Origin of the sequence: Streptomyces sp. NPDC049577 (assembly GCF_040675635.1) — a bacterium.
GTDB lineage: Bacteria > Actinomycetota > Actinomycetes > Streptomycetales > Streptomycetaceae > Streptomyces.
In genome coordinates, this window is sequence record NZ_JBFAPH010000044.1 from 1 (window position 1) to 20,773 (window position 20,773).

Consider the following 20,773-nt stretch of genomic DNA (forward strand, 5'->3'; position numbering starts at 1 on the left):
GATCTCGATCGCCTCCCGCACGTTGTTGAGCTTGCCGAAGCTCACCTGTTCCGGCCGCAGCCTCCCCGCGTCCATCCGCCGCCCCAGATGGTGGGCGAGCAGGATGCCCTTGTGCAGCTCCACGGCCATGTCGGCGAGCTTGGCCTGGGTCAGCTGGAAGCCACCGATGGGCTTCCCGAACTGCTCGCGGGTCTTCGCGTACTCCAGCGCCGTCTCGAAGCTCGTCCGCGCGGCGCCCATCGCGCCCCAGACGATGCCGTAGCGAGCGTGGCTCAGACAGCTCAGCGGGCCGCGCAGCCCGGTGACCTCCGGGAGGACGGCGTCGGCGGGGAGCCGCACCTCGTCCATCACCAGCTCGCTGGTGACGGAGGCGCGCAGCGACCACTTGTGCCGGATCTCCGGCGCGGACAGCCCCGGGCTGTCGGTGGGGACGACGAAGCCGCGGATGCCTTCGTCGGTCTGGGCCCAGACGACCGCGACGCCGGCCACGGAACCGTTGGTGATCCACATCTTGCGGCCCGTCAGCACCCAGTCGCCGCCGGCCTCGCGCTTGGCGTGGGTCCGCATGGAGGCCGGGTCCGAGCCGTGGTCGGGCTCGGTGAGCCCGAAGCAGCCGATGATCTCGCCGGCGGCCATGCCGGGCAGCCAGCGCTGCTTCTGCTCCTCGGAGCCGAACCGGTGGATCGCGTACATCGCGAGCGAGCCCTGCACGGAGACGAGCGAGCGGATGCCGGAGTCGGCGGCCTCCAGCTCCAGGCACGCCAGCCCGTACTGCACGGCACTGGCCCCGGCGCAGCCGTATCCGTCGAGCTGCATCCCGAGGGCGCCGAGCGCGCCGAGCTCGCGCGCGAGTTCGCGCACGACGGGGAGCTCGCCGCTCTCGTACCACTCGGCGATGTGGGGGAGGACGCGGTCCGCCGCCCATTGCCTGACGGCGTCTCGGATGGCTCGGTCCTCGTCGGTGAGGAGTTCGTCCATCCCCAGCGGGTCGCGCGGGTCGATCACGGCTGCCTCCGGCGTCATGGGTTCGCCAGCAACTTACGGCCGAGTAACCACCGCCGTCCAGGGGTTCTCCGGGGCAGGGGAAAGATCAGACCTCGCGCGGCAGCCGCAACGCGGCAACAGCTCCGAGCAGCAGCAACCCCGCACTCACCGCCAGTGTCACGTGCAAGCCGTGCACGAAAGCGTCCCGCGCCGCCGCGCGGAGGGCCACCCCCGCCGGGCCCCCCAGCCGGGAGGCGACGTCGTAGGCCTCGCCCAGCGAGTGGCTCGCCGCCGTGCCCGCCGCGCTCGGTACGCCCGGCACCGCCGAGACGCCCGGCGCGTACGCCGCGTTCATGACGCTGCCCAGCAGGGCGATGCCGATGCCGGCACCGAGCTGGTAGGAGGTCTCGCCGATCGCCGCCGACCCGCCGGCCGACTCCGCCGGCGCCTCGCTCAGCATCGACTCGTACGCGCCGAACAGCGTCGTCTCCAGGCCGAAGCCGAGGAAGACAAAGGCCGTGATCATGAAGCCCGGCTGGTCGTGCCGGCCGAGGGCGGTCAGGGACAGTACGGCGACGGCGGTCAGCAGGAAGCCGGAGACGACCATCGCGCGTGGGCCGAAGCGGTGCAGGACGCGGGAGCCCGCGAGGCCGGCGGCCATGGCGGCCAGGGTGAGCGGCAGCAGGCGCAGGCCCGTCTGGAGCGGGGTGAGGCCGAGGACGAGCTGGAGGTACTGCGCGGCGACCAGTTCCAGGCCGACGAGCGCGAGCATGGCCAGCACGATGCAGCCCACCGACGTGCCGAAGGCGGGGCGGGCGAACATCGCGAGGTCGACCAGGGGGTGCCGGCGCCGTCGCTGCCGGCGGACGAAGAGGATGAGCAGCGCGGCCCCGACCGCGCCCGGCACGACCGTGAGCAGCGACAGCGGCTCGGCGGAGCCGACCCGCTTGACGCCGAGGACCAGGCCGAAGAGGCCGAAGGCGGCCATGAGGGCGCCGAGGACGTCCCACGGTCCGTCGCGCTCGCCGGTGGATTCGGGCAGCAGCCAGCGGCCGACCGGGATGCTCACCGCCATGAGCGGGATGTTGATGAGGAAGACGGAGCCCCACCAGAAGTGCTCCAGCAGGAACCCGCCGAGCAGTGGTCCGAGGGCCGCGCCCACCGCGGCGACGGCGCTCCACAGGCCGATGGCCAGGGCGCGCTCGCGCCGGTCGGGGAAGACCTGGCGCAGGATCGACAGCGTCGCCGGCATGATCATCGCGCCGCCGGCGCCGAGCAGCGCCCGGGCGGCGATGAGGATCTCCGGGGCGGGCGCGAAGGCGGCCAGCGCGGAGGCCAGGCCGAACAGTCCGTAGCCGAGCAGCAGCACGCGCCGGCGCCCGACGCGGTCGCCGAGGGTGCCGAAGAGGATGAGGAGCGAGGCGCAGACCAGGGGGTAGACGTCGACGATCCACAGCAGCTGGATGGCGCCGGGGCGCAGGTCCTCGGTGACGGCCGGGACGGCGACGTGCAGCACCGTGGCGTCGACGGCGACGAGCAGCAGGCTGATGCAGAGCACGACGAGCACGGTCCACCGGCTCGCGCCTGCCCCGTGCCCGTACCCCTGGTGGGCGCCCGGCGGTCGGCGTGGCAGCCCGTAGCGGGGCCGCTGCCGGGGAAGCCCGGCGACCCTGGGGCCGGCCGCGGTCGTCCCGGACATTCACACCTCCGTGTCGTGCGGTCGCGGCCGGGATGAACCGGGCCGAGATGAATCGACAGATTACGCGAGACCCGCAGAAAGACACGTGTCCGCTGTCACGCCGGACCGGGACCTTTGCCGGACCGGGGGACGGCGGGGATGCAGGACAATCGGTCGGTGACCGATCTCGTCTCCCCCGCCCGCCCGGCCGCCGCCCCCGTCACCGGGACGACCGGCGCGACCGGCGCGACCGGCGGCGGCCCGGGCCGCCGCGTCCGTGCCGCGCTGCGCCGTGCCGCGCCGGCGCTGCTGGCGTACGCGGGGGTGCGGGTGCTGGGGATCGTGGTGCTCGCGCTGTGGGGGCTGGCGGACGGCAAGGGGCCGCACCAGCTGCTCTCGGCGCGCTGGGACTCCCTCTGGTACGCCCGCATAGCGGCGGAGGGCTACGGCTACACGCTGCATCTGCCGGGCGGGAAGGTCCACTCCGACCTGGCGTTCTTCCCGCTGCTGCCGTGGCTGGAGCGGGCGCTGTCGACGGTTCTGCCCCTGTCGCCGGGGGACGCGGGGCTGGTGGTCAGTGCGGTGGCCTCGCTCTGCGCGGCGGGCGGGATCTTCGCCGTCGGGGAGCGGCTGCACGGCCGGCGGGCGGGCGTCGCGCTCGTGGCGCTGTGGGCGGCGCTGCCGGTCGGGATCGTGCAGTCGATGGCGTACTCGGAGTCGCTGTTCACCGCGCTCGCGGCGTGGTCCCTGTACTGCGTGCTCCGTGAGCGCTGGGTGTGGGCGGGCTCACTGGCGGCGCTGGCGGGGCTGACCCGGCCGGTGGGCGCGGCGGTGGTCGCGGCCGTGTGGCTCACGGCGGCCGTGACGCTGTGGCGAGGACGGGCGGAGGGCGGCGTGCCGCGCTCGCGGACGGTCCGGACGCTGCTCGGGGTGGCGCTGGCCCCGCTCGGCTGGCTGGCCTACTTCGTCTGGGTCGGGCTGCGTACCCGGAGCGCCACCGGCTATCTGGACGTGCAGGGCGGCTGGGGCAACGGCTTCGACGGGGGCGTCGCGTTCGGCTCCTTCATCGGCCGGCTGCTGACCGGCCCCGCCTTCCCCGCCGGGCTCGGGCTGCTGGTCGGGGTCGCCCTGCTGCTGTGGCTGTACGCGGCGGGGGTACGGCAGCGCCAGCCGCTGCCGCTGCTCGTCCACACCGGCACGGTGCTGCTGCTGGCCCTGACCGCCAAGGGCTACTTCGGCTCGAAGCCGCGCCTGATGCTGCCCGCCTTCCCCCTGCTGCTGCCGCTCGCCCTGGCGCTGGTCCGCCTGCGGACGGTACGGGCGGTGCTCACGGTGAGCGTGGTGGCGCTGGCGTCGGCGGTCTACGGCGCGTTCTGGCTGCACGGCTCCGGCCCGCCGTGACCCCTGCGGGGCCTTCCCCGCCGGACCGCACTAATGCGCGGTGTCCTCAATCGCAGGACGGGCTCTATAGAGCCCGTCCCGACCCTCGCGGGAATATCCTCACCGCCCTTTATTTATGCCGCTCTTATTTCCCGTGCACCGGTCGGCGAAAGCGCGGGCTGAGACGCATTCCACATCACATCGTCATCACAAAGCGCCCCGATCGGCCGAAGGCTCCTGTCACGCAATGTAACGTCGATTGAGTGCATACCAACGACGAGCTCGTCCGAGCGGAGGAGCGCCCGACCGATCCCGTGCGGCCACGGATGACCAGGACCCGCCTGGGGATCTTCGTGGCGACCCTCGTGGTCTATGTGGCGATCGTGGTCGGTGTGCTCACCACGTCCTGGCCGGTGCGGTTCGACTGGCAGGTCATGCTCTTCCGGCCGTACAAGCAGTGGCCGGAGATCCACACCTTCCTCGACTACTTCGTGGTGCTGGGCCAGCGCGGCCCGACCGCCGTCGCGGTGGCCGCCTGGCTGGGCTGGCGCGCGCACAGGCAGCGGACGCTGCGGCCGCTGCTCGTGCTCGGCACGTCGTTGCTGCTGCTCAACGCGACCGTGGGTGCCGCGAAGATAGGGATGGGCCGGCTGGGACCGCACTACGCGACCGCCATCGGCTCCAACGAGATGTTCGCCGGCGGGGACATATTCCCCTCGGGACACACGGCCAACGCCGTGGTGACCTGGGGCGTGCTCGCCTATCTGGCCACCACGCCGCGCGCCCGCCGCATCGCCTCGGTGATCGCCGCCCTGCTCGCGCTGGGCGTCGGGATGACCACGGTCTACCTGGGCACGCACTGGATGAGCGACGTCACCCTCGGCTGGACCGCCGGTCTGCTGGTGCTGCTCGCGCTCCCCTGGTTCGAGCCGCTGATGACCCGTGCGGAGGGATGGCTCATGGCCCTGTGGGCCCGGCTGCGCGCCCGCCGCGCCCTCGCCCCGCTCACGGTCGCGACGCCGGTCGCGGTCGCCGCGCCCCGGGTGCCGGCCGACGACACCCTTCCGGCGCGCGAGCCGGTGGGTGCCGGCAGCCGGTCCGGCGGCGCGGGCCGCGTCCCCGACGGCCGTCCGCACCTGCCGCCGCGGCCGCACACGGCCCGTTCCGAGCGGACGCCGGTCACCCCGACCGGCAGCCGCCGGCCCCCGCACGCGGACCGGGTGCCCCGCACGGCACCCCTGGGCCCGGCCACGGGCCGCGGCCGCACGGTCGGCTGACACGGCGCCACACGCGCACGACGAGGAGGGCGGTCCCGGGATCCCGGGACCGCCCTCCTCGCGTCGGAGCCCGCCCCGGAGCCCGTCAGCCCTTCCAGCAGCGCCGCACGGTGCCGCCGACGACCTCGAAGTTCAGCCGGCCGGACAGGAACTCCATGGTGATGATCGCGCCGGGTTCGAGCGCCCGCACCGTGGTCCAGCCCCGCGCGCGGGCCCGGGCGGCGGCCTCCTCGGCGTCGAGTCCGACGTACTCCTCCGGGACGTCGTCGGGGTCGGGCGGCAGATCGGGTACGGGAGCCATGGCAGCCACCGTAGGCGGCGCGGACCGGCGGCGGAAGGAGGCACGGGCACGCCCGCGTACCCACCACGTCCGCCACTGGTCACACTTCTGTCACAGACGCCCGGCGCGCGTTTACCGTCCGTCAGCTCACTCGTACGAGCCTTTCCCGCCGCTTGCGGACGCCGCCGCGGGGAAAGTGACGGAATTTCACGGCGCCTTTTCGAAATACCCTCGGAAGCCCCTCCGCTTACCTCTTGAATTCCGCTTCCCGGGCCCCTTGCGGACGTCCTGCCCCCGCTTTTCCCGAAACCTCACGGAAAGGGCGCCCGGAAGCGCACCCCGAGCACTGCCGGACCGTACACGCGGCCGCCCCGCGCCATGCACGGAATAGACAGTTCCGTTTAAAGGCGGGCCACCTCCGGGGACCGCCCCCCGTGAGGCACCCTCGCGCGCGGGGCGCGGGAGCGAGCATCATGGCGGGTGCCCGAGAGCCCGATGCACGACAGCGTGAGCCGAGTAGCGAGGGGGCACGGATGGGGACCGACACCGCGCGGCCGGAGTCCGGGACGGTCCGGGAGCGCCGGCCGGGCCGCGTCGTGGTCGACTGGCTGACCACCACCGATCACAAGAAGATCGGCCACCTCTATCTGCTGACCTCGTTCGGCTTCTTCCTCGTCGCCGGCCTGCTCGCCATGCTGATGCGCGCCGAGCTGGCCCGCCCCGGGTTGCAGATCATCAGCAACGAGCAGTTCAACGAGGCCTTCACGGCCCACGGCACGATCATGCTGCTGCTCTTCGCCACCCCTGCCTTCGCGGGCTTCGCCAACGCGATCATGCCGCTGCAGATCGGCTCGCCGGACGTGGCCTTCCCCCGGCTGAACATGTTCGCCTACTGGCTCTACCTCTTCGGCGGCCTGATCGTGGTCTTCAGCCTGCTGATGCCGGAGGGCGGGGCGTCCTTCGGCTGGACCGGCTACGCGCCGCTGAGCAGCGAGGTCCGCTCACCCGGGCTGGGCGCCGACATGTGGATCATGGGCCTGGCCCTGTCCGGCTTCGGGACGATCCTGGGCGCGGTCAACTTCCTGACCACCATCATCGGCATGCGCGCACCGGGCATGACGATGTTCCGGATGCCCGTCTTCACCTGGAACGTGCTGTTCACGTCCATCCTGATCCTGATGGCCTTCCCGGTGCTGGCCGCGGCCCTGCTGGTACTGGAGGCGGACCGGCGGTTCGGCGCGCAGGTCTTCGAGGCCCAGAACGGCGGGGCGCTGCTGTGGCAGCACCTGTTCTGGTTCTTCGGCCATCCGGAGGTCTACATCATCGCGCTGCCGTTCTTCGGCATCATCACGGAGATCATCCCGGTCTTCTCCCGCAAGCCGATCTTCGGCTACGTGATGCTGATCGGCGCCACCATGGCCATCACGGCCCTGTCGGTGGTGGTCTGGGCACACCACATGTTCGCCACCGGGGCGGTGCTGCTGCCCTTCTTCTCCTTCATGTCCTTCCTCATCGCCGTGCCGACGGGCGTGAAGTTCTTCAACTGGATCGGCACGATGTGGCACGGCTCGCTGTCCTTCGAGGCCCCGATGCTGTGGTCGGTCGGCTTCCTGGTCAGCTTCCTCTTCGGCGGGCTGACCGGCGTGATCCTGGCGTCCCCGCCGCTGGACTTCCACGTCACCGACACCTACTTCGTGGTGGCCCACTTCCACTACGTGGTGTTCGGCACGGTGGTCTTCGCGATGTTCGCGGGCTTCTACTTCTGGTGGCCCAAGTTCACCGGGAAGCTGCTCGACGAGCGCCTGGGCAAGATCCACTTCTGGACCCTCTTCGTGGGCTTCCACACCACGTTCCTGGTCCAGCACTGGCTGGGCGCCGAGGGCATGCCGCGCCGCTACGCGGACTACCTGGCCGCCGACGGGTTCACCGCGCTCAACACGGTCTCCTCGATCGGGGCGTTCCTGCTGGGGCTGTCGACGCTGCCGTTCTTCTACAACGTCTGGAAGACGGCACGGTACGGCAGGCGGGTGGAGGTCGACGACCCGTGGGGCTTCGGGCGCTCCCTGGAGTGGGCGACGTCGTGCCCGCCGCCGCGGCACAACTTCACGACGCTGCCGCGGATCCGCTCCGAATCGCCGGCGTTCGACCTGCACCATCCGGAGACGGTGCGGGTGGAGAAGGGGGTTTCCGGCGGACGGGCCGACGAGGCGACCCGTCCGGCGAAGTAGGTCAGCCGGCCACCGGCGGACGCTCGTCGACCCGCAGCGACAGGTCGTTGTCGACCGTGTAGTACGGGCTCACCTGCGCGCCCTCGACCGCTCGGGCCGGGTAGGTGAAGATCTGTCTCTTGTCCGCGACGTCGTCCAGGATGCGCGCTATGCGCACCTCCGCGCCCTCCGGCCCGCACAGCCACAGGTCCCACACGTCCAGCCCGCCCTCCCAGTGCGCGCGCAGCTGCGCGTAGGAGAGGGTGAAGGCGAAGTCCTGGGCGCCCTCCCCGGCCGGGGTCACCGCGGCGCGGACGACCGTCGCGGGGTCGCGCCGCAGGCGTGCCTCGACGGTGGCGCCGGCCAGCCACGCCTCCGGCTCCGCCACCCGGTAGAGGGTGCCGTGCCCGGTCAGCCCGTCCGCCGAGAGCTCCAGGTCTCCCGCCTCCGCGTGCGGCGCGCGCAGCCAGCTGCGCAGCGAGAGATTGCCGTGCTTGGTGGCGTAGGGGATGCGGACGGCCAGCGGCGAGGTGCTCGGGCCGGGGCGGCGGTCGACCAGCGACCGCAGGTCGGCCAGGCCGGGCAGGAGCCGGCGCGGGGCCTCGCCGGCGCAGGCGACGTGGACGTCCCAGCGGCCCTCCGGCAGGGCGACCGTGCTCGGCAGCACGGCGCGCAGCCGGCCGGTGCCGTTCGGGGTGAGCGGCAGGCGGACCTCCTCCGCCTCCTCGTCGGCGCCCCGGCGGCGCAGGACGAGCGCGGCGGACCAGTCCCCGCTGTCGCCGCCGGCGGCGGCGAGGTCGAAGGTGAGGCCGCCCGCGGAGTCGGCGATGCAGTCGGCGGTGGGGTTCCCCATGATGGTGCACTCCTCGGGGGTCATGCGGCACGCACCCGTCGCAGGGCCGAGCGGCTTGCGTCCTTGGTCCGGAACGCGCTGCTGAGCAGGGCGCCGCGCGTACGGTGCAGCGAGCCGCGCAGGGCGCCGCGCGTGACGAGGTCGGTGAACAGCGCTTCGTAACGACCGGCCACGTGCGCCGGGTCGAAGCGGGCCGAGCTCTTGAGGGCCTCCTGGCCCATGCTCCTGCGCAGTTCGTCGTCGTTGATGAGCCTCAGCAGCCCCGCGGCGATCCTGTCGGCCTTCCCGACGGGCACGAGCAGGCCGTCGACGCCGTCGTTGATGATCTCGCCGGGCCCGTGCGGGCAGTCGGTGGAGACCACGGGCAGACCACAGCGCATGGCCTCGACGATCGTCATGCCGAAGGACTCCAGGCTGGAGGTGACCGCGCCGATCGAGCCCTTCACCCACTCGGGATCCAGGGGGTTGGCGGGGCCCATGAGGTAGATGTGGTTGTAGAGGCCGCGGTCGTCGATGAGCTTGCGCAGCTTCGCGCGCTCCGCGCCGGCCCCGTAGATCCGCAGCCGCCAGTCGGGGCGCTCGGCGACGACCTTCTCGAAGGCCCGGATCAGCACGTCGTAGCGCTTGGCGGGCGCGAGGCGGCCGGCGGCGACCACCCACTTGCCGGTGGAGTCGGCGGGCTCCACGCGGGGCTGGGGCACGCTGTTGGGCACCGCCTCGACGCGCACGCCGGGCAGGCGCATCAGCCGGCGGTACGTCTCGGCGTCGGCCTCGGTCACGGTGGTGACCGCGTCCAACCGCGGGTAGTGCGTGCGCAGCGTCAGCTTGAGCTCCGGCGTGTGCGTGCTCAGCGTCAGGTGCTCCTGCCCGACCCGGACCGGCCCGCGGCGGGCCTGCTGGGCGATGTGGACGTTCAGCCCCGGGCGGGTGCCGACGACCACGTCGCAGTCCAGGCCGCGCAGATGCTCCGCGATCTTGCGGTCGGTGAGGGCGCTGTACTGCTTGTAGCGGCCCTCGGTGGAGGGGAAGACCGCGGCCGGACGGCCGTAGTCGGGGTGATCCCCCTCGTACCCCGGGCTGTCCTTGCGCAGATCGACCAGATGACGCAGCCGCACCTTGCCCCCGGGGGCGAAGACGGGCTCGTCGCGATGGCGGAAGACGGAGACGATCTCCACGTCGTGCTGCTCGGCGAGCGTGCTCGCGAGGTTGAACGTGGTGCGGATCGTCCCGCCGATCCCGTACGCGTTGTGAATCAGGAATGAGATGTGCATTCGTCCCCATGCAGCCGCTGTGCCGGTTGAGATGACCTGGTGGCCCCGCCTCTCCGAGAGGTTAGACCGTGTGAGCGGTTCCCGGGTTGGCCGTGATCGCCAAGTCGTTCCGCAAGCGTTGGGAAATCGGTAGCCGGAGCGGGAACTTTTCCGGGGCGTGACCCGCGCCATGGGTCTCCCGTTGTCTCCTTACGAGCCGGGAACCTCCCGGCGAACACGCACTGAGTTCGAGGAGTCCCCCGTGCCGCGCATGCTCGACGTCAGCGACGAGGTACGCGCCGAGATCGGCGACGAAGAAGCGGACCGACTGCTCGGCGGGGACAACGCGCCGGGCACCTACGACTGCACGTCCTGCCGCACCCCCGGCGACAGCGAGCGGGAGCGCACCAGCACGGTGCTCTTCGTCGGCGAGGAGACGGCGGTGCTCGCCTTCGCCCACGCCGCGTGCATCCCCTCACAGGTGGTCCCGGTCTCCGAGGAACAGCTCCAGGGGGCAGTGCGGTCGATCCAGAACGCGCCGGCGGCCCCGCCGAGCGCGCCCGCCGCCGCGAGCCCCGCCGGTGCGCACGGCGTGGACGTCCCGCTCCAGGCCGAGCTGGGGGTGACCAGCGGGCTGATCCTCGTCGACGGCGACGTCCACCCGGCGCTGGTCGTCGAGCCGCTCACCGCCATCGCCCGCCCCGGCACCGACGGTCCGGTCGACGTCTTCCTCGACCTGCTCCGCGAGCAGGGCTTCGCACCGGTCGGCTCGCTCGACGAGCTCCCGCCGTCCTCCCCCGGCTGGTCGGTGCTGGTCGTCATGGGCAAGCTGCACGCGATCCTCCAGCCGGCCCCGGGCGGCGGCTCCCCCAGCGCGTGGTGGCAGGCGCACCAGGCGATGCAGGTCGCCGACGACTGGCGGGCCGCGGTCAACAAGACGCAGCGCGTCCTGGTCTTCGCCGCCCCGGTCGGCACGATCGGCACCCAGTCCCGCGAGGACCTGCTGCGCGAGGCCCTCGACCGTGCCGCGGCGGGCGGCCGGCTGGTCGGCACCACGATGCCGCTCGCGGGCACGTGACCCTCCGGGGCACTACCCATTCGCCGCGCGAACCGCATCCGAAGGGGCTCCCTGTCGTTGGCAGGGATGTGTACTCATACGAACCCGTTGCCCGGACCTCGTACCCGAACTACATCCCCGGCATGCGGCCACCCCGCGACGCCGCCCCGGAGAGTCACACCGCCTCGGTCACCCCGATCTACGACGCCCTCTGTTCCGAGTACCGCCGGTCGTTCCGGGCCCTGCCCGGCGACCGCTCGGGCGAGGAGGACCTGAGGTTCAAGTCCTTCGCCCCCCAGCAGAACGGCTACGCGGGCCAGTCCGCCTATCCCGCCCACTCCGGCTACAACGCGGCCTGGGAGTCCTACTACCCCCGCCCCCGCACCGCCCACCAGCTCCCGGCCCTTCCCCCCGGCCAACGCGACGGCCGCACCCGCGGCACCTACTGAGAACCCCGGACCCATAGGGTCCGGGCATTCCAGCGCCTGCGGGCGCGTCGGCGTCACTTCTTGCGGGACCGCTTCTCCCGCACCCGCACCGACAGGTGGATCGGCGTGCCCTCGAAGCCGAACTCCTCGCGCAGGCGGCGCTCGATGAAGCGGCGGTAGCCGGCCTCCAGGAAGCCGGAGGCGAAGAGGACGAAGCGGGGCGGGCGGGTGCCCGCCTGGGTGCCGAAGAGGATGCGGGGCTGCTTGCCGCCCCGGATGGGGTGCGGGTGGGCCGAGACGAGCTCGCCGAGGAAGGCGTTCAGGCGGCCGGTCGGCACGCGCGTCTCCCAGCCCTCCAGCGCCGTCTCGATCGCCGGGACGAGCTTCTCCATGTGACGGCCGGTGCGCGCCGAGACGTTCACGCGGGGCGCCCACTGGATCTGACCGAGCTCGGTCTCGATCTCGCGCTCGAGGTAGTAGCGGCGCTCCTCGTCGAGCGTGTCCCACTTGTTGATCGCGAGGACGAGCGCCCGGCCGGCCTCGACGGCCATGGTGATGATGCGCTGGTCCTGGACCGAGATGCTCTCGCTCGCGTCGATCAGGACGACGGCGACCTCGGCCTTCTCGACGGCGGCGGCCGTCCGCAGGGAGGCGTAGTAGTCGGCGCCCTCCTGGAGGTGGACGCGCTTGCGGATGCCCGCCGTGTCGACGAACTTCCAGGTCTTGCCGCCCAGCTCGATCAGCTCGTCGACCGGGTCGCGGGTGGTGCCGGCCAGCTCGTTGACGACGACGCGCTCCTCGCCCGCCACCTGGTTCAGCAGGGAGGACTTGCCGACGTTCGGCCGGCCGATCAGCGCGATGCGGCGCGGACCGCCGACGGCCGCGCCGAAGGTCTGGGCCGGGGCCTCGGGCAGGGCCTTGAGGACCTCGTCCAGCATGTCGCCGGTGCCGCGGCCGTGCAGTGCGGAGACCGGCATGGGCTCGCCGAGCCCGAGCGACCACAGCATGGCGGCGTCGGCCTCGGCGGAAGGGCCGTCGACCTTGTTGGCGCACAGCACGACCGGCTTGCCGGCCCGGCGCAGCAGCTTCACGACGGCCTCGTCCGTGTCGGTCGCACCGACCGTGGCGTCCACGACGAAGACCACCGCGTCGGCGGCGTCGATCGCGAACTCGGCCTGCGCGGCCACGGACGCGTCGATGCCGAGGACGTCCTGCTCCCAGCCGCCGGTGTCGACGACCTTGAAGCGGCGGCCGGCCCACTCGGCCTCGTAGGTGACACGGTCCCGGGTGACGCCCGGACGGTCCTCGACGACGGCCTCGCGGCGGCCGATGATGCGGTTCACCAGGGTCGACTTGCCGACGTTCGGGCGGCCGACCACGGCGAGCACGGGCAGCGGCCCGTGTCCGGCGGCGGCGAGCTCGCTCTCGACCTCCTCGGCGTCGAAGCCCTCCTGGGCCGCGAGCTCCATGAACTCCGCGTACTCGGCGTCGCCAAGCTCACCGTGCTCGTCGCCGGAGTGGATCTGGTCGTTCATGAAGTCCGTTCCTCGTTCGTCGTCCGCACACGCACACGGTGTGCTTCTTAAGTCTCGGTCAGCGGCCGGTCAGCCGCTTGGCGTCCGCCAGGTGCGCGCCCAGCCGCTCCTGGATGCGCACGGTCGCCTCGTCCAGCGCCTTGCGGGTCCGCCGGCCGGAGCCGTCACCGGCCCGGAAGGGGTCGCCGAAGACGACGTCGACGCGGCTGCGCAACGGCGGCAGCGCGGCTATCGCCCGGCCGCGCCGCTCGGCGCTGCCGAGGACCGCCACCGGCACGACGGGCGCACCCGAACGCAGCGCGAAGTACGCGAGCCCGGCGCGCAGCGACGAGAAGTCGCCCTCGCCCCGGGTGCCCTCCGGGAAGATCCCCAGCACATCGCCGCGGGCCAGCACGTCGAGCGCCGTGGTGACGGCGGCGCGGTCCGCGCTCGTACGGTCCACCTCCAGCTGCCCGATCCCGCGCAGGAACGGGCCCAGCGGACCGGCGAACGCCTCCTTCTTGATCAGGAAGTGCACCGGCCGGGGCGCGGTGCCCATGAGCATCGGCCCGTCGATGTTGTGGGAGTGGTTGATCGCCAGGATGGCGGGACCCGCGGCGGGCATCCGCCACGCGCCCAGCACCCGGGGCCGCCACAGCCCGTACATCAGGCCGATGCCGATGCGTCTGCCGACGGCGGCACCGGAAGCGGAGGCCGTGGAAGCGGAGGCCGTCACGCCGTCCGCTTCACGCGCTTTCGGTCGCACTCCGCCTCGACTCCGCTCCGGCCGAGTGCGCCGCGTCTCGGCTGCGTCGCTCCTCCACCAGGGTGACCACGCACTCGATGACCTGCTCCAGGGTCAGCTCGGTGGTGTCCACCTCGACGGCGTCCTCGGCCTTGGCCAGCGGGGAGGTCTTACGGCCGGAGTCGGCGGCGTCCCGCTTGAGCAGGGCGGCCTGGGTGGCGGCCAGGTCGGAGGCCTGCGGGCCCTTCAGCTCGCCGTTGCGGCGGGCGGCGCGGGCCTCCGCCGAGGCGGTCAGGAAGATCTTGAGGTCGGCGTCCGGCAGCACGGTGGTGCCGATGTCCCGGCCCTCGACGACGATGCCGTGCGGGGCCTCGGCGGCGATGGCGCGCTGCAGCTCGGTCAGCCGGGTCCGGATCTCCGGGACCGCGCTGACGGCGCTGACGGCCGAGGTGACCTCGTGCGTGCGGATGGGCCCGGCGGCGTCCGCGCCGTCGACCGTGATGGTGGGCGCGAGCGGGTCCGTGCCGGAGACGATCTCGGGCTTGCCGGCGGCGGCGGCCACGGCGTCGGCGTCATTGACGTCGATGCCGTTGCTCAGCATCCACCAGGTGATCGCCCGGTACTGGGCCCCGGTGTCCAGGTAGCGCAGGCCCAGCTTGGCGGCGACGGCCTTGGAGGTGCTGGACTTGCCCGTGCCGGAGGGGCCGTCGATGCCGACGATCACGGCTGCCGGTGCGGTCCGGGCGGCGGTTTCCACGGTGTCAGACACCTTTCTGGTGCACGGGGCTGGTCGGGGCTGGCTGCAGGAGCCTCCGACAAGGTTACTGTCTCGCGGGCCCGGCCATTCCCGGGCCCGTTTCCCGGGCTACTGCCGGACGGACCAGCCGCGGTCCCGGAGGGTCGCCGCGAGGGCCGTCACGGCGGACGGTTCGACCATGAGCTGGATCAGACCCGACTGCTGGCCGGTGGCGTGCTCGATGCGGACGTCCTCGATGTTGACGCCCGCCCGCCCGGCGTCCGCGAAGATCCTGGCCAGCTCGCCCGGCTGGTCGCCGATGAGCACCGTGACCGTCTCGTACGCGGCGGGGGCGGCCCCGTGCTTGCCGGGGACGCGGGCGCGGCCGGCGTTGCCGCGGCGCAGCACGTCCTCGATCCCGGCCGCGGCGCCCTCACGCTCGTCCTCCGCGGGGGCCTCCAGCGCGCGCAGGGCCCGGACGGTCTCGTCCAGGTCGGCCGCGACGGCGGCGAGGACGTCGGCGACGGGACCGGGGTTGGCGGAGAGGATGTCGATCCACATCCGGGGGTCGGAGGCCGCGATGCGGGTCACGTCCCGGATGCCCTGGCCGCACAGGCGGACGGCCGTCTCGTCGGCCTCCTCCAGCCGGGCCGCGACCAGGCTGGAGAGCAGCTGCGGGGTGTGCGAGACGAGCGCGACGGCCCGGTCGTGGGCGTCGGCGTCCATGACGACGGGGACCGCGCGGCAGAGCGCGACGAGCTCCAGGGCGAGGTTGAGAACCTCGGTGTCCGTCTCACGGGTCGGGGTGAGCACCCAGGGCCGGCCCTCGAAGAGGTCGGCGCTGGCCGCCAGCGGGCCGGAGCGCTCGCGTCCGGCCATGGGGTGGGTGCCGAGGTAGCGGGAGAGGTCGCAGCCGAGCGCCTCCAGCTCGCGGCGCGGACCGCCCTTGACGCTGGCCACGTCCAGATAGCCGCGGGCCAGGCCGGCACGGACCGCTTCGGCCAGCGTCGGCGCGATGTGCGCCGGCGGCACGGCGACGATCGCCAGGTCGACCGGCCCCTCGGGGGCCTGGTCCGTGCCGGCGCCGCGCGCGGCGGCGGTACGCGCCTGGGCGGGGTCGTGGTCCATGAGGTGGACCCGCACGCCACGGCTCACGAGCGCGAGCGCGGCGGAGGTCCCGATCAGTCCGGTACCGATGACGAGGGCGGTTCTCACGGTGACAGCCTAGGGTAAGACCATGCACATGATCTTTCATGTGGTGCCGCTCGACGACTGGCTGGCCACGCCCGACCGCCCCTACGCCCCCGCCTCCCTCGACGAGGAGGGCTTCGTGCACTGCTCGCCGGACGAGGCGACGACACTCGCCGTCGCCACGGCGTTCTACCGCGACGTGCCGGGGCCGCTGATGGCGCTGCTGATCGACGAGCACCGCCTGGACGTCATGGTGCGCTGGGAGGCGGCGGCCGGCTCCCCACCGCCGGGGGTTCCGCCGGAAACACTGTTCCCGCACGTGTACGGACGGATCACGCGGGACGCGGTGCGGGGCATGATGGAGATCGAGCGTTCGGCGGACGGCACGGCGACCGGGCTGGCCGTCTGGTCCTGAGCCGTCGAAGGCCGGACGGGCCGATCTCGGCCCGTCCGGCCTTCGAGGACCGGGGGTCCTAGAGGACCGGGGGTCCTACAGGTCCACCTCGCGCATCAGCATGCCGACCTCCGTGTTCGTCAGGCGCCGCAGCCAGCCCGACTTCTGGTCGCCCAGGGCGATGGGGCCGAAGGCCGTACGGACCAGCTTCTCCACCGGGAAGCCGGCTTCCGCCAGCATGCGCCGCACGATGTGCTTGCGCCCCTCGTGCAGGACGACCTCGACCAGGTAGTTCTTGCCGGTCTGCTGGACGACGCGGAAGTTGTCCGCGCGGGCGTAGCCGTCCTCCAGCTGGATGCCCTCCTTGAGGCGCTTGCCGATGTCGCGCGGGAGCGGCCCGGTGATGGCGGCCAGGTAGGTCTTCTGGACGCCGTAGCGCGGGTGGGTCAGGCGGTGGGCCAGCTCACCGTGGTTGGTGAGCAGGATGATGCCCTCGGTCTCCGTGTCGAGACGGCCGACGTGGAAGAGCCGGGTCTCGCGGTTGGTGACGTAGTCGCCCAGGCACTGGCGGCCGTCGGGGTCCTCCATGGTGGAGACGACGCCGGCCGGCTTGTTGAGGGCGAAGAAGAGGTAGGACTGGGTGGCGACGGTCAGGCCGTCGACCTTGATCTCGTCCTTCTCGGGGTCGACGCGCACGCCCTGCTCGGTGACGATGCGGCCGTTGACCTCGACGCGGGCCTGCTCGATCAGCTCCTCGCAGGCGCGGCGGGAGCCCATGCCGGCCCGGGCCAGCACCTTCTGGAGGCGCTCGCCCTCCTGCTCGCCGAAGGTCTTGGGCAGCTTGATCTGCGGCTTGTTGTGCCGCTCGCGGTTGCGCTCCTCGATCTTGGCGTCGAGCTCGCGCGGGCGGGACGGGGCCTGCGGGCGGCCGGTGCCGCGCCCCGCCGCCTTGCCCGTGGTGGCCCGCTTGGGGCCGCCCTTGGCGCCGCCGCGGGCGGCCGCGCCCCGGCTGCCGCCGCCGGAGCGGCCGCGCTCCGCGTCGGGGCCCACGTCGTAGCGACGCTCCTCGGGGCGCGGACGGCGCGGACGCTGCTGCTGTCCGTCGCCCCGGCCCGCACCCGAGCCACCGCCCGAGCCGCCGCCCGAGCGCCGGCCGGCGCCACCGGCGCCGCCACCGCCCCGGTAGTCCCGGTTGCCGCTTCCGCTGTTCCTGCCGCTGCTTCGCATCAAAGTTCCGTCTTGTCGTCTGCGTCGGTGTCCGGGGCGTCCGGGTCGAAGGAGGGGACTCCCTCCTGGGAGTCGCCCTCGACCGCTTCCGCCTCGGGGAGGAACGGGGCGAGCTCGGGAAGCTCCTCCAGGCCGCGAAGGCCCATCCGCTCCAGAAAGTAGTTCGTCGTCCTGTACAGGATCGCACCTGTTTCGGGTTCCGTCCCCGCCTCCTCCACCAGACCGCGCTGGAGGAGGGTGCGCATGACACCGTCGCAGTTCACTCCGCGCACGGCGGAGACCCTCGATCGGCTGACCGGCTGACGGTACGCGACCACGGCCAGCGTCTCCAGCGCGGCCTGGGTGAGCCGGGCCTGCTGGCCGTCCAGGACGAAGGACTCGACGGCGTCGGCGTACTCGGGACGGGTGAAGAAGCGCCAGCCGCCGGCCACCGGGCGCAGGTCGAAGCCGCGGCCCTGGGCGGCGTACTCGTCGGAGAGCTCGCGCAGCGCCTGGGCGACCTCGCGGCGGGGGCGCTGGAGGACCTTGGCCAGGTGCTCCTCGGTGGCGGGCTCGTCGACGACCATCAGGACCGCCTCCAGGGCGGGCCGCAGGGGCAGGGCGGCCACGGCCGGCGTCCCGGCGGGGACCCGCCCGGCCTCCTCGTCGCAGGTGGTCGTGTCGCTCACGGCGTCGCCTCCTCGGCGGTCTCATCGGCGGTGTCATCGGCGGGGGCGCCGGCGGCGGCGTCATCCGTGTCCGCCGGCTCCGGCGGGCGGTCGAACTCGTCGGTCACCAGCGGGCCCGCGTCCCCCTCGGCCGCGCCGGTCCAGCGGACCGTCAGCGCGCCCAGGGCCTCGTCCTGGTCGAGGGCGACGGCCCGCTCGCGGTAGAGCTCCAGCAGGGCGAGGAAGCGGGCGACGACGGTGAGGGTGTCGGGGGCGTCCTCGGTCAGCTCGCTGAAGCGCGCCTCGCCGCGCTCCCGCAGCAGCGTGACGACCACCTCGGCCTGCTCGCGCACGCTGACGAGCGGGGCGTGGATGTGGTCGACGTAGACCTGGGGCCTGGGCCTGGGCTGCATCGCCTTGACGGCGAGCCGCGCGAAGCCCTCCGGGCCGAGGCCGATGACCACCTCCGGCAGCAGTTCGGCGTGGTGCGGCTCCAGGCCGACCGTACGGGGACGGCGGCGGGCCTCGTGCTCCAGCCGGTCGCTGAAGATCTCCGCGATCCGTTTGTACGCCCGGTACTGGAGCAGCCGCGCGAAGAGCAGGTCCCGGGCCTCCAGCAGGGCGAGGTCCGCCTCGTCCTCGATCTCGGCGGCGGGCAACAGCCGGGCCGCCTTGAGGTCGAGGAGGGTGGCCGCGACCACCAGGAACTCGGTGGTCTGGTCCAGGTCGAAGTCGGGGCCCATGGCGCGGAGGTGGGCCATGAACTCGTCCGTGACCTTGGACAGGGCGACCTCGGTGACGTCGAGTTTGTGCTTGGCGATCAGCTGGAGCAGCAGGTCGAAGGGGCCCTCGAAGTTCGCCAGCCGGACGGTGAACCCGGCCGTCGCGTCGGGCCGGTCCGCCTCCTGCCGCTCCCCCCGGGGCTCGGCGCCGGCGGGCGGCCGAGATGTGGGGCCCGGGCCGGGCCCCAGGGGGCGGCGGGCCGGGGAAGGGGCGGCTGCGGGCATGATCGGGCTTTCGAGGGGCGGGGCGGAACGGCCGTACGCGGGCCTGACCGGCCCGGAGGGTACGAGGCTAGCGCGGCGGGGCCGCTCAGCGCCCGCGCAGGCGGCGCACGAGGATGCTCGCGTCGCCGCGCGACTCCAGGTCGGCCAGCACCACGGCGACGGCCTCGCGCACGATCCGGCCCCGGTCGACCGCGAGCCCGTGCTCGCCGCGCAGCACCAGCCGGGCGTGTTCGAGGTCCATGAGCTCCTCGGCGGAGACATAGACGGTGATCTTCTCGTCGTGGCGCTCCCGGCCGCTGGGCCGCCGGTTCGCGGCACGCCCGCGCCGGCGCGGCGCGGCCGGGGCCGCGGCCGCCGGGGCCTCGGGGCGCTCGGCCGCCCGGCCCGGCACCGGCCGGTCGCCCGGGGTGCGGTCCACGGAACCGCGCCGCTCCGCGTCCGTCTCCTGGCCGGAGGCCGCGGCCGCGGGGCCGGGGGCCGCGGGCCGGTCCGCCGTCTTGCCCTGCCGCTCGGCGTCGGGCCCGTCGCCCGGCCCCGGCACCCTGGGCGGCGCCTCGCCGTTCACCTTCCGGCGGGGGCTGGAGGACTGCAGCCCCGTGCCTCCGGTGGTGCGGAACAGCTCGTCGGCGCCGGGCAGGCTCACTCGGCGTGACAACGCGCGAGCACCTCCCTGGCCAGCTGGCGGTAGGCGGCGGCGCCGACGGAGTTGGACGCGTACGTGGTGATGGGCTCGCCCGCGACCGTGGTCTCCGGGAAGCGGACCGTACGGCCGATGACGGTGTGGTAGACGTGGTCGTCGAACGCCTCGACCACCCGGGCGAGGACCTCGCGGCTGTGCACGGTCCGCGAGTCGTACATCGTCGCGAGGATGCCGTCCAGCTCCAGTTCGGGGTTGAGCCGCTCCTGGACCTTCTCGATCGTCTCGGTGAGCAGCGCGACGCCGCGCAGGGCGAAGAACTCGCACTCCAGCGGGACGATGACCTTGTGAGCGGCCGTCAGGGCATTGACCGTCAGCAGACCGAGCGAGGGCTGGCAGTCGATGACGATGTAGTCGTAGTCGGACATCAGCGGCTTGAGGGCGCGCTGCAGGGTCGACTCCCGGGCCACCTCGCTGACCAGCTGGACCTCGGCCGCCGACAGGTCGATGTTGCTGGGCAGCAGGTCCATGTTGGGCACGGCGGTCTTCAGCAGGACCTCGTCGGCCGACATGCCCCGCTCCATGAGCAGGTTGTAGACCGTCAGGTCGAGCTCCATGGGATTGACGCCGAGTCCGACGGAGAGGGCGCCCTGCGGGTCGAAATCGACGAGCAGCACGCGGCGGCCGTACTCGGCGAGCGCCGCGCCCAGGTTGATGGTCGAGGTGGTCTTGCCGACCCCGCCCTTCTGGTTGCACATGGCGATGATCTTGGCCGGGCCGTGGTCGGTCAGCGGTCCGGGGATCGGGAAGTACGGCAGCGGGCGGCCGGTGGGGCCGATGCGCTCGCGGCGCTGGCGGGCCGCGTCGGGCGCGAGGGTGGCCGCGTACTCCGGGTCCGGCTCGTACTCGGCGTCGGGGTCGTAGAAGTGACCGTCCGGCACTTCCTCGTAATCGGCGAGGGTGGCGGGGTCGGCGGCGCCCCGGTCGCCGGCCATGGCGTTCACGTGTTGACCGTCCATGCTCTGGTGGGCTGTCGTCATGCTCTGGATGTTCTGGTGGGCTGCGAAGGTGTGGACGGCGACGGAGCCGACAGCGTGGAGGCCCACCGGACGCGGACCCTGCGCTGGGGACACCTCCACGCCCCCTGGGCGCAGGGGGAGCGTTCCTGGGTGACCACCCCCGGGAGTAAATGTCGACTCATTCACAAGTCGTCCTACCTCCTTGGTGACCAGGAAACATCTAGATAGGTCAGCGTCGCACCATGCCGACGGTTGGCGACTC

The 20,773-nt window shown here is 72.9% G+C and carries 20 protein-coding genes; 6 read left to right on the forward strand and 14 right to left on the reverse strand.

The window, feature by feature from the left end; translation table 11 throughout:
• Together AB0K09_RS08280 and AB0K09_RS08285 are read right to left on the reverse strand one after the other, a co-directional pair.
• Positions 1-1,023 (reverse strand): acyl-CoA dehydrogenase family protein (locus AB0K09_RS08280; RefSeq protein WP_366064490.1); only part of this gene is annotated, 1,023 nt, incomplete at its 3' end.
• A 67-nt stretch (positions 1,024-1,090) separates the two neighbouring features.
• Complete coding sequence (locus AB0K09_RS08285; RefSeq protein WP_366064491.1) at positions 1,091-2,683, reverse strand: MFS transporter; 1,593 nt, start codon at positions 2,681-2,683, stop codon at positions 1,091-1,093.
• Between the two features lie 156 nt (positions 2,684-2,839).
• Between AB0K09_RS08285 and AB0K09_RS08290 the strand changes: the two genes are divergently transcribed.
• Both AB0K09_RS08290 and AB0K09_RS08295 read left to right on the forward strand, forming a co-directional pair.
• Positions 2,840-4,063, forward strand: coding sequence for a hypothetical protein (locus AB0K09_RS08290; RefSeq protein ID WP_366064492.1), 1,224 nt, complete (start codon positions 2,840-2,842; stop codon positions 4,061-4,063).
• Between the two features lie 242 nt (positions 4,064-4,305).
• Positions 4,306-5,319 (forward strand): phosphatase PAP2 family protein, encoded by a 1,014-nt coding sequence (locus AB0K09_RS08295; protein WP_366064493.1) that lies wholly within the window; start codon positions 4,306-4,308, stop codon positions 5,317-5,319.
• A gap of 85 nt (positions 5,320-5,404) precedes the next feature.
• On the opposite strand, the gene AB0K09_RS08300 is transcribed toward AB0K09_RS08295, so the two are convergent.
• A complete protein-coding gene (locus AB0K09_RS08300) occupies positions 5,405-5,620 on the reverse strand; it encodes an I78 family peptidase inhibitor (RefSeq protein ID WP_366064494.1) in 216 nt (71 codons plus the stop codon).
• 512 nt (positions 5,621-6,132) lie between these two features.
• Between AB0K09_RS08300 and ctaD the strand changes: the two genes are divergently transcribed.
• Positions 6,133-7,827 carry a cytochrome c oxidase subunit I gene (gene ctaD, locus AB0K09_RS08305; RefSeq protein WP_366064495.1) on the forward strand — a complete coding sequence of 565 codons (1,695 nt, stop codon included), beginning with the start codon at positions 6,133-6,135 and terminating at the stop codon, positions 7,825-7,827.
• A 1-nt stretch (position 7,828) separates the two neighbouring features.
• Here ctaD and AB0K09_RS08310 read toward each other — a convergent pair whose 3' ends face one another.
• The gene (locus AB0K09_RS08310; protein ID WP_366064496.1) at positions 7,829-8,659 is read right to left on the reverse strand and encodes a hypothetical protein; all 831 of its coding nucleotides are present in this window, start codon (positions 8,657-8,659) and stop codon (positions 7,829-7,831) included.
• A gap of 20 nt (positions 8,660-8,679) precedes the next feature.
• On the reverse strand, positions 8,680-9,930 hold the full coding sequence (locus AB0K09_RS08315; RefSeq protein ID WP_366064497.1) for a glycosyltransferase family 4 protein: 1,251 nt from the start codon (positions 9,928-9,930) through the stop codon (positions 8,680-8,682).
• Between the two features lie 241 nt (positions 9,931-10,171).
• Here AB0K09_RS08315 and AB0K09_RS08320 point away from each other — a divergent pair, with 241 nt between their 5' ends.
• Together AB0K09_RS08320 and AB0K09_RS08325 are read left to right on the forward strand one after the other, a co-directional pair.
• Positions 10,172-10,987: a hypothetical protein gene (locus AB0K09_RS08320; RefSeq protein ID WP_366064498.1), complete on the forward strand. Its 816-nt coding sequence runs from the start codon at positions 10,172-10,174 to the stop codon at positions 10,985-10,987.
• Positions 10,988-11,109: 122 nt separating this feature from the next.
• Positions 11,110-11,415, forward strand: coding sequence for a hypothetical protein (locus tag AB0K09_RS08325; RefSeq protein ID WP_366064499.1), 306 nt, complete (start codon positions 11,110-11,112; stop codon positions 11,413-11,415).
• 53 nt (positions 11,416-11,468) lie between these two features.
• On the opposite strand, the gene der is transcribed toward AB0K09_RS08325, so the two are convergent.
• The 4 genes from der to AB0K09_RS08345 form a co-directional block, all read right to left on the reverse strand.
• Complete coding sequence (gene der / locus AB0K09_RS08330; RefSeq protein WP_366064500.1) at positions 11,469-12,929, reverse strand: ribosome biogenesis GTPase Der; 1,461 nt, start codon at positions 12,927-12,929, stop codon at positions 11,469-11,471.
• 58 nt (positions 12,930-12,987) lie between these two features.
• Complete coding sequence (locus tag AB0K09_RS08335) at positions 12,988-13,575, reverse strand: lysophospholipid acyltransferase family protein (RefSeq protein WP_366064509.1); 588 nt, start codon at positions 13,573-13,575, stop codon at positions 12,988-12,990.
• Positions 13,576-13,654: 79 nt separating this feature from the next.
• Positions 13,655-14,410: a (d)CMP kinase gene (gene cmk / locus AB0K09_RS08340; protein ID WP_366064501.1), complete on the reverse strand. Its 756-nt coding sequence runs from the start codon at positions 14,408-14,410 to the stop codon at positions 13,655-13,657.
• A 108-nt stretch (positions 14,411-14,518) separates the two neighbouring features.
• Complete coding sequence (locus AB0K09_RS08345; protein WP_366064502.1) at positions 14,519-15,604, reverse strand: prephenate dehydrogenase; 1,086 nt, start codon at positions 15,602-15,604, stop codon at positions 14,519-14,521.
• Between the two features lie 28 nt (positions 15,605-15,632).
• On the opposite strand from AB0K09_RS08345, the gene AB0K09_RS08350 reads away from it, so the two are divergent.
• Complete coding sequence (locus AB0K09_RS08350) at positions 15,633-15,995, forward strand: DUF952 domain-containing protein (protein ID WP_366064510.1); 363 nt, start codon at positions 15,633-15,635, stop codon at positions 15,993-15,995.
• A gap of 75 nt (positions 15,996-16,070) precedes the next feature.
• On the opposite strand, the gene AB0K09_RS08355 is transcribed toward AB0K09_RS08350, so the two are convergent.
• The 5 genes from AB0K09_RS08355 to AB0K09_RS08375 form a co-directional block, all read right to left on the reverse strand.
• Positions 16,071-17,201, reverse strand: coding sequence for a pseudouridine synthase (locus AB0K09_RS08355; protein WP_366064503.1), 1,131 nt, complete (start codon positions 17,199-17,201; stop codon positions 16,071-16,073).
• The gene (gene scpB, locus AB0K09_RS08360) at positions 17,201-17,869 is read right to left on the reverse strand and encodes an SMC-Scp complex subunit ScpB (RefSeq protein WP_366064504.1); all 669 of its coding nucleotides are present in this window, start codon (positions 17,867-17,869) and stop codon (positions 17,201-17,203) included. Before scpB ends, AB0K09_RS08355 begins: the two co-directional genes overlap by 1 nt.
• Positions 17,866-18,855 carry a segregation/condensation protein A gene (locus tag AB0K09_RS08365; protein ID WP_366064505.1) on the reverse strand — a complete coding sequence of 330 codons (990 nt, stop codon included), beginning with the start codon at positions 18,853-18,855 and terminating at the stop codon, positions 17,866-17,868. Before AB0K09_RS08365 ends, scpB begins: the two co-directional genes overlap by 4 nt.
• An 85-nt stretch (positions 18,856-18,940) precedes the next feature.
• The gene (locus AB0K09_RS08370; protein ID WP_366064506.1) at positions 18,941-19,510 is read right to left on the reverse strand and encodes a hypothetical protein; all 570 of its coding nucleotides are present in this window, start codon (positions 19,508-19,510) and stop codon (positions 18,941-18,943) included.
• Entirely contained in the window at positions 19,495-20,646 is a 1,152-nt protein-coding gene (locus AB0K09_RS08375; protein ID WP_366064511.1) for a ParA family protein, read from the reverse strand. The genes AB0K09_RS08370 and AB0K09_RS08375 overlap by 16 nt, the downstream gene beginning before the upstream one ends.
• Positions 20,647-20,773 lie beyond the last annotated feature (127 nt).

What these genes read in the sequence shown, in the direction of transcription:
- AB0K09_RS08285 (WP_366064491.1), bottom strand. Translation starts at nt 2,683, where the DNA reads ATGTCCGGGACGACCGCGGCCGGCCCCAGGGTCGCCGGGCTTCCCCGG.
- AB0K09_RS08300 (WP_366064494.1), bottom strand. Translation starts at nt 5,620, where the DNA reads ATGGCTCCCGTACCCGATCTGCCGCCCGACCCCGACGACGTCCCGGAG.
- ctaD (WP_366064495.1), top strand. Translation starts at nt 6,133, where the DNA reads ATGGGGACCGACACCGCGCGGCCGGAGTCCGGGACGGTCCGGGAGCGC.
- AB0K09_RS08310 (WP_366064496.1), bottom strand. Translation starts at nt 8,659, where the DNA reads ATGGGGAACCCCACCGCCGACTGCATCGCCGACTCCGCGGGCGGCCTC.
- AB0K09_RS08315 (WP_366064497.1), bottom strand. Translation starts at nt 9,930, where the DNA reads ATGCACATCTCATTCCTGATTCACAACGCGTACGGGATCGGCGGGACG.
- AB0K09_RS08325 (WP_366064499.1), top strand. Translation starts at nt 11,110, where the DNA reads ATGCGGCCACCCCGCGACGCCGCCCCGGAGAGTCACACCGCCTCGGTC.
- der (WP_366064500.1), bottom strand. Translation starts at nt 12,929, where the DNA reads ATGAACGACCAGATCCACTCCGGCGACGAGCACGGTGAGCTTGGCGAC.
- AB0K09_RS08335 (WP_366064509.1), bottom strand. Translation starts at nt 13,575, where the DNA reads ATGTACGGGCTGTGGCGGCCCCGGGTGCTGGGCGCGTGGCGGATGCCC.
- AB0K09_RS08350 (WP_366064510.1), top strand. Translation starts at nt 15,633, where the DNA reads ATGATCTTTCATGTGGTGCCGCTCGACGACTGGCTGGCCACGCCCGAC.
- AB0K09_RS08355 (WP_366064503.1), bottom strand. Translation starts at nt 17,201, where the DNA reads ATGCGAAGCAGCGGCAGGAACAGCGGAAGCGGCAACCGGGACTACCGG.
- AB0K09_RS08365 (WP_366064505.1), bottom strand. Translation starts at nt 18,855, where the DNA reads ATGCCCGCAGCCGCCCCTTCCCCGGCCCGCCGCCCCCTGGGGCCCGGC.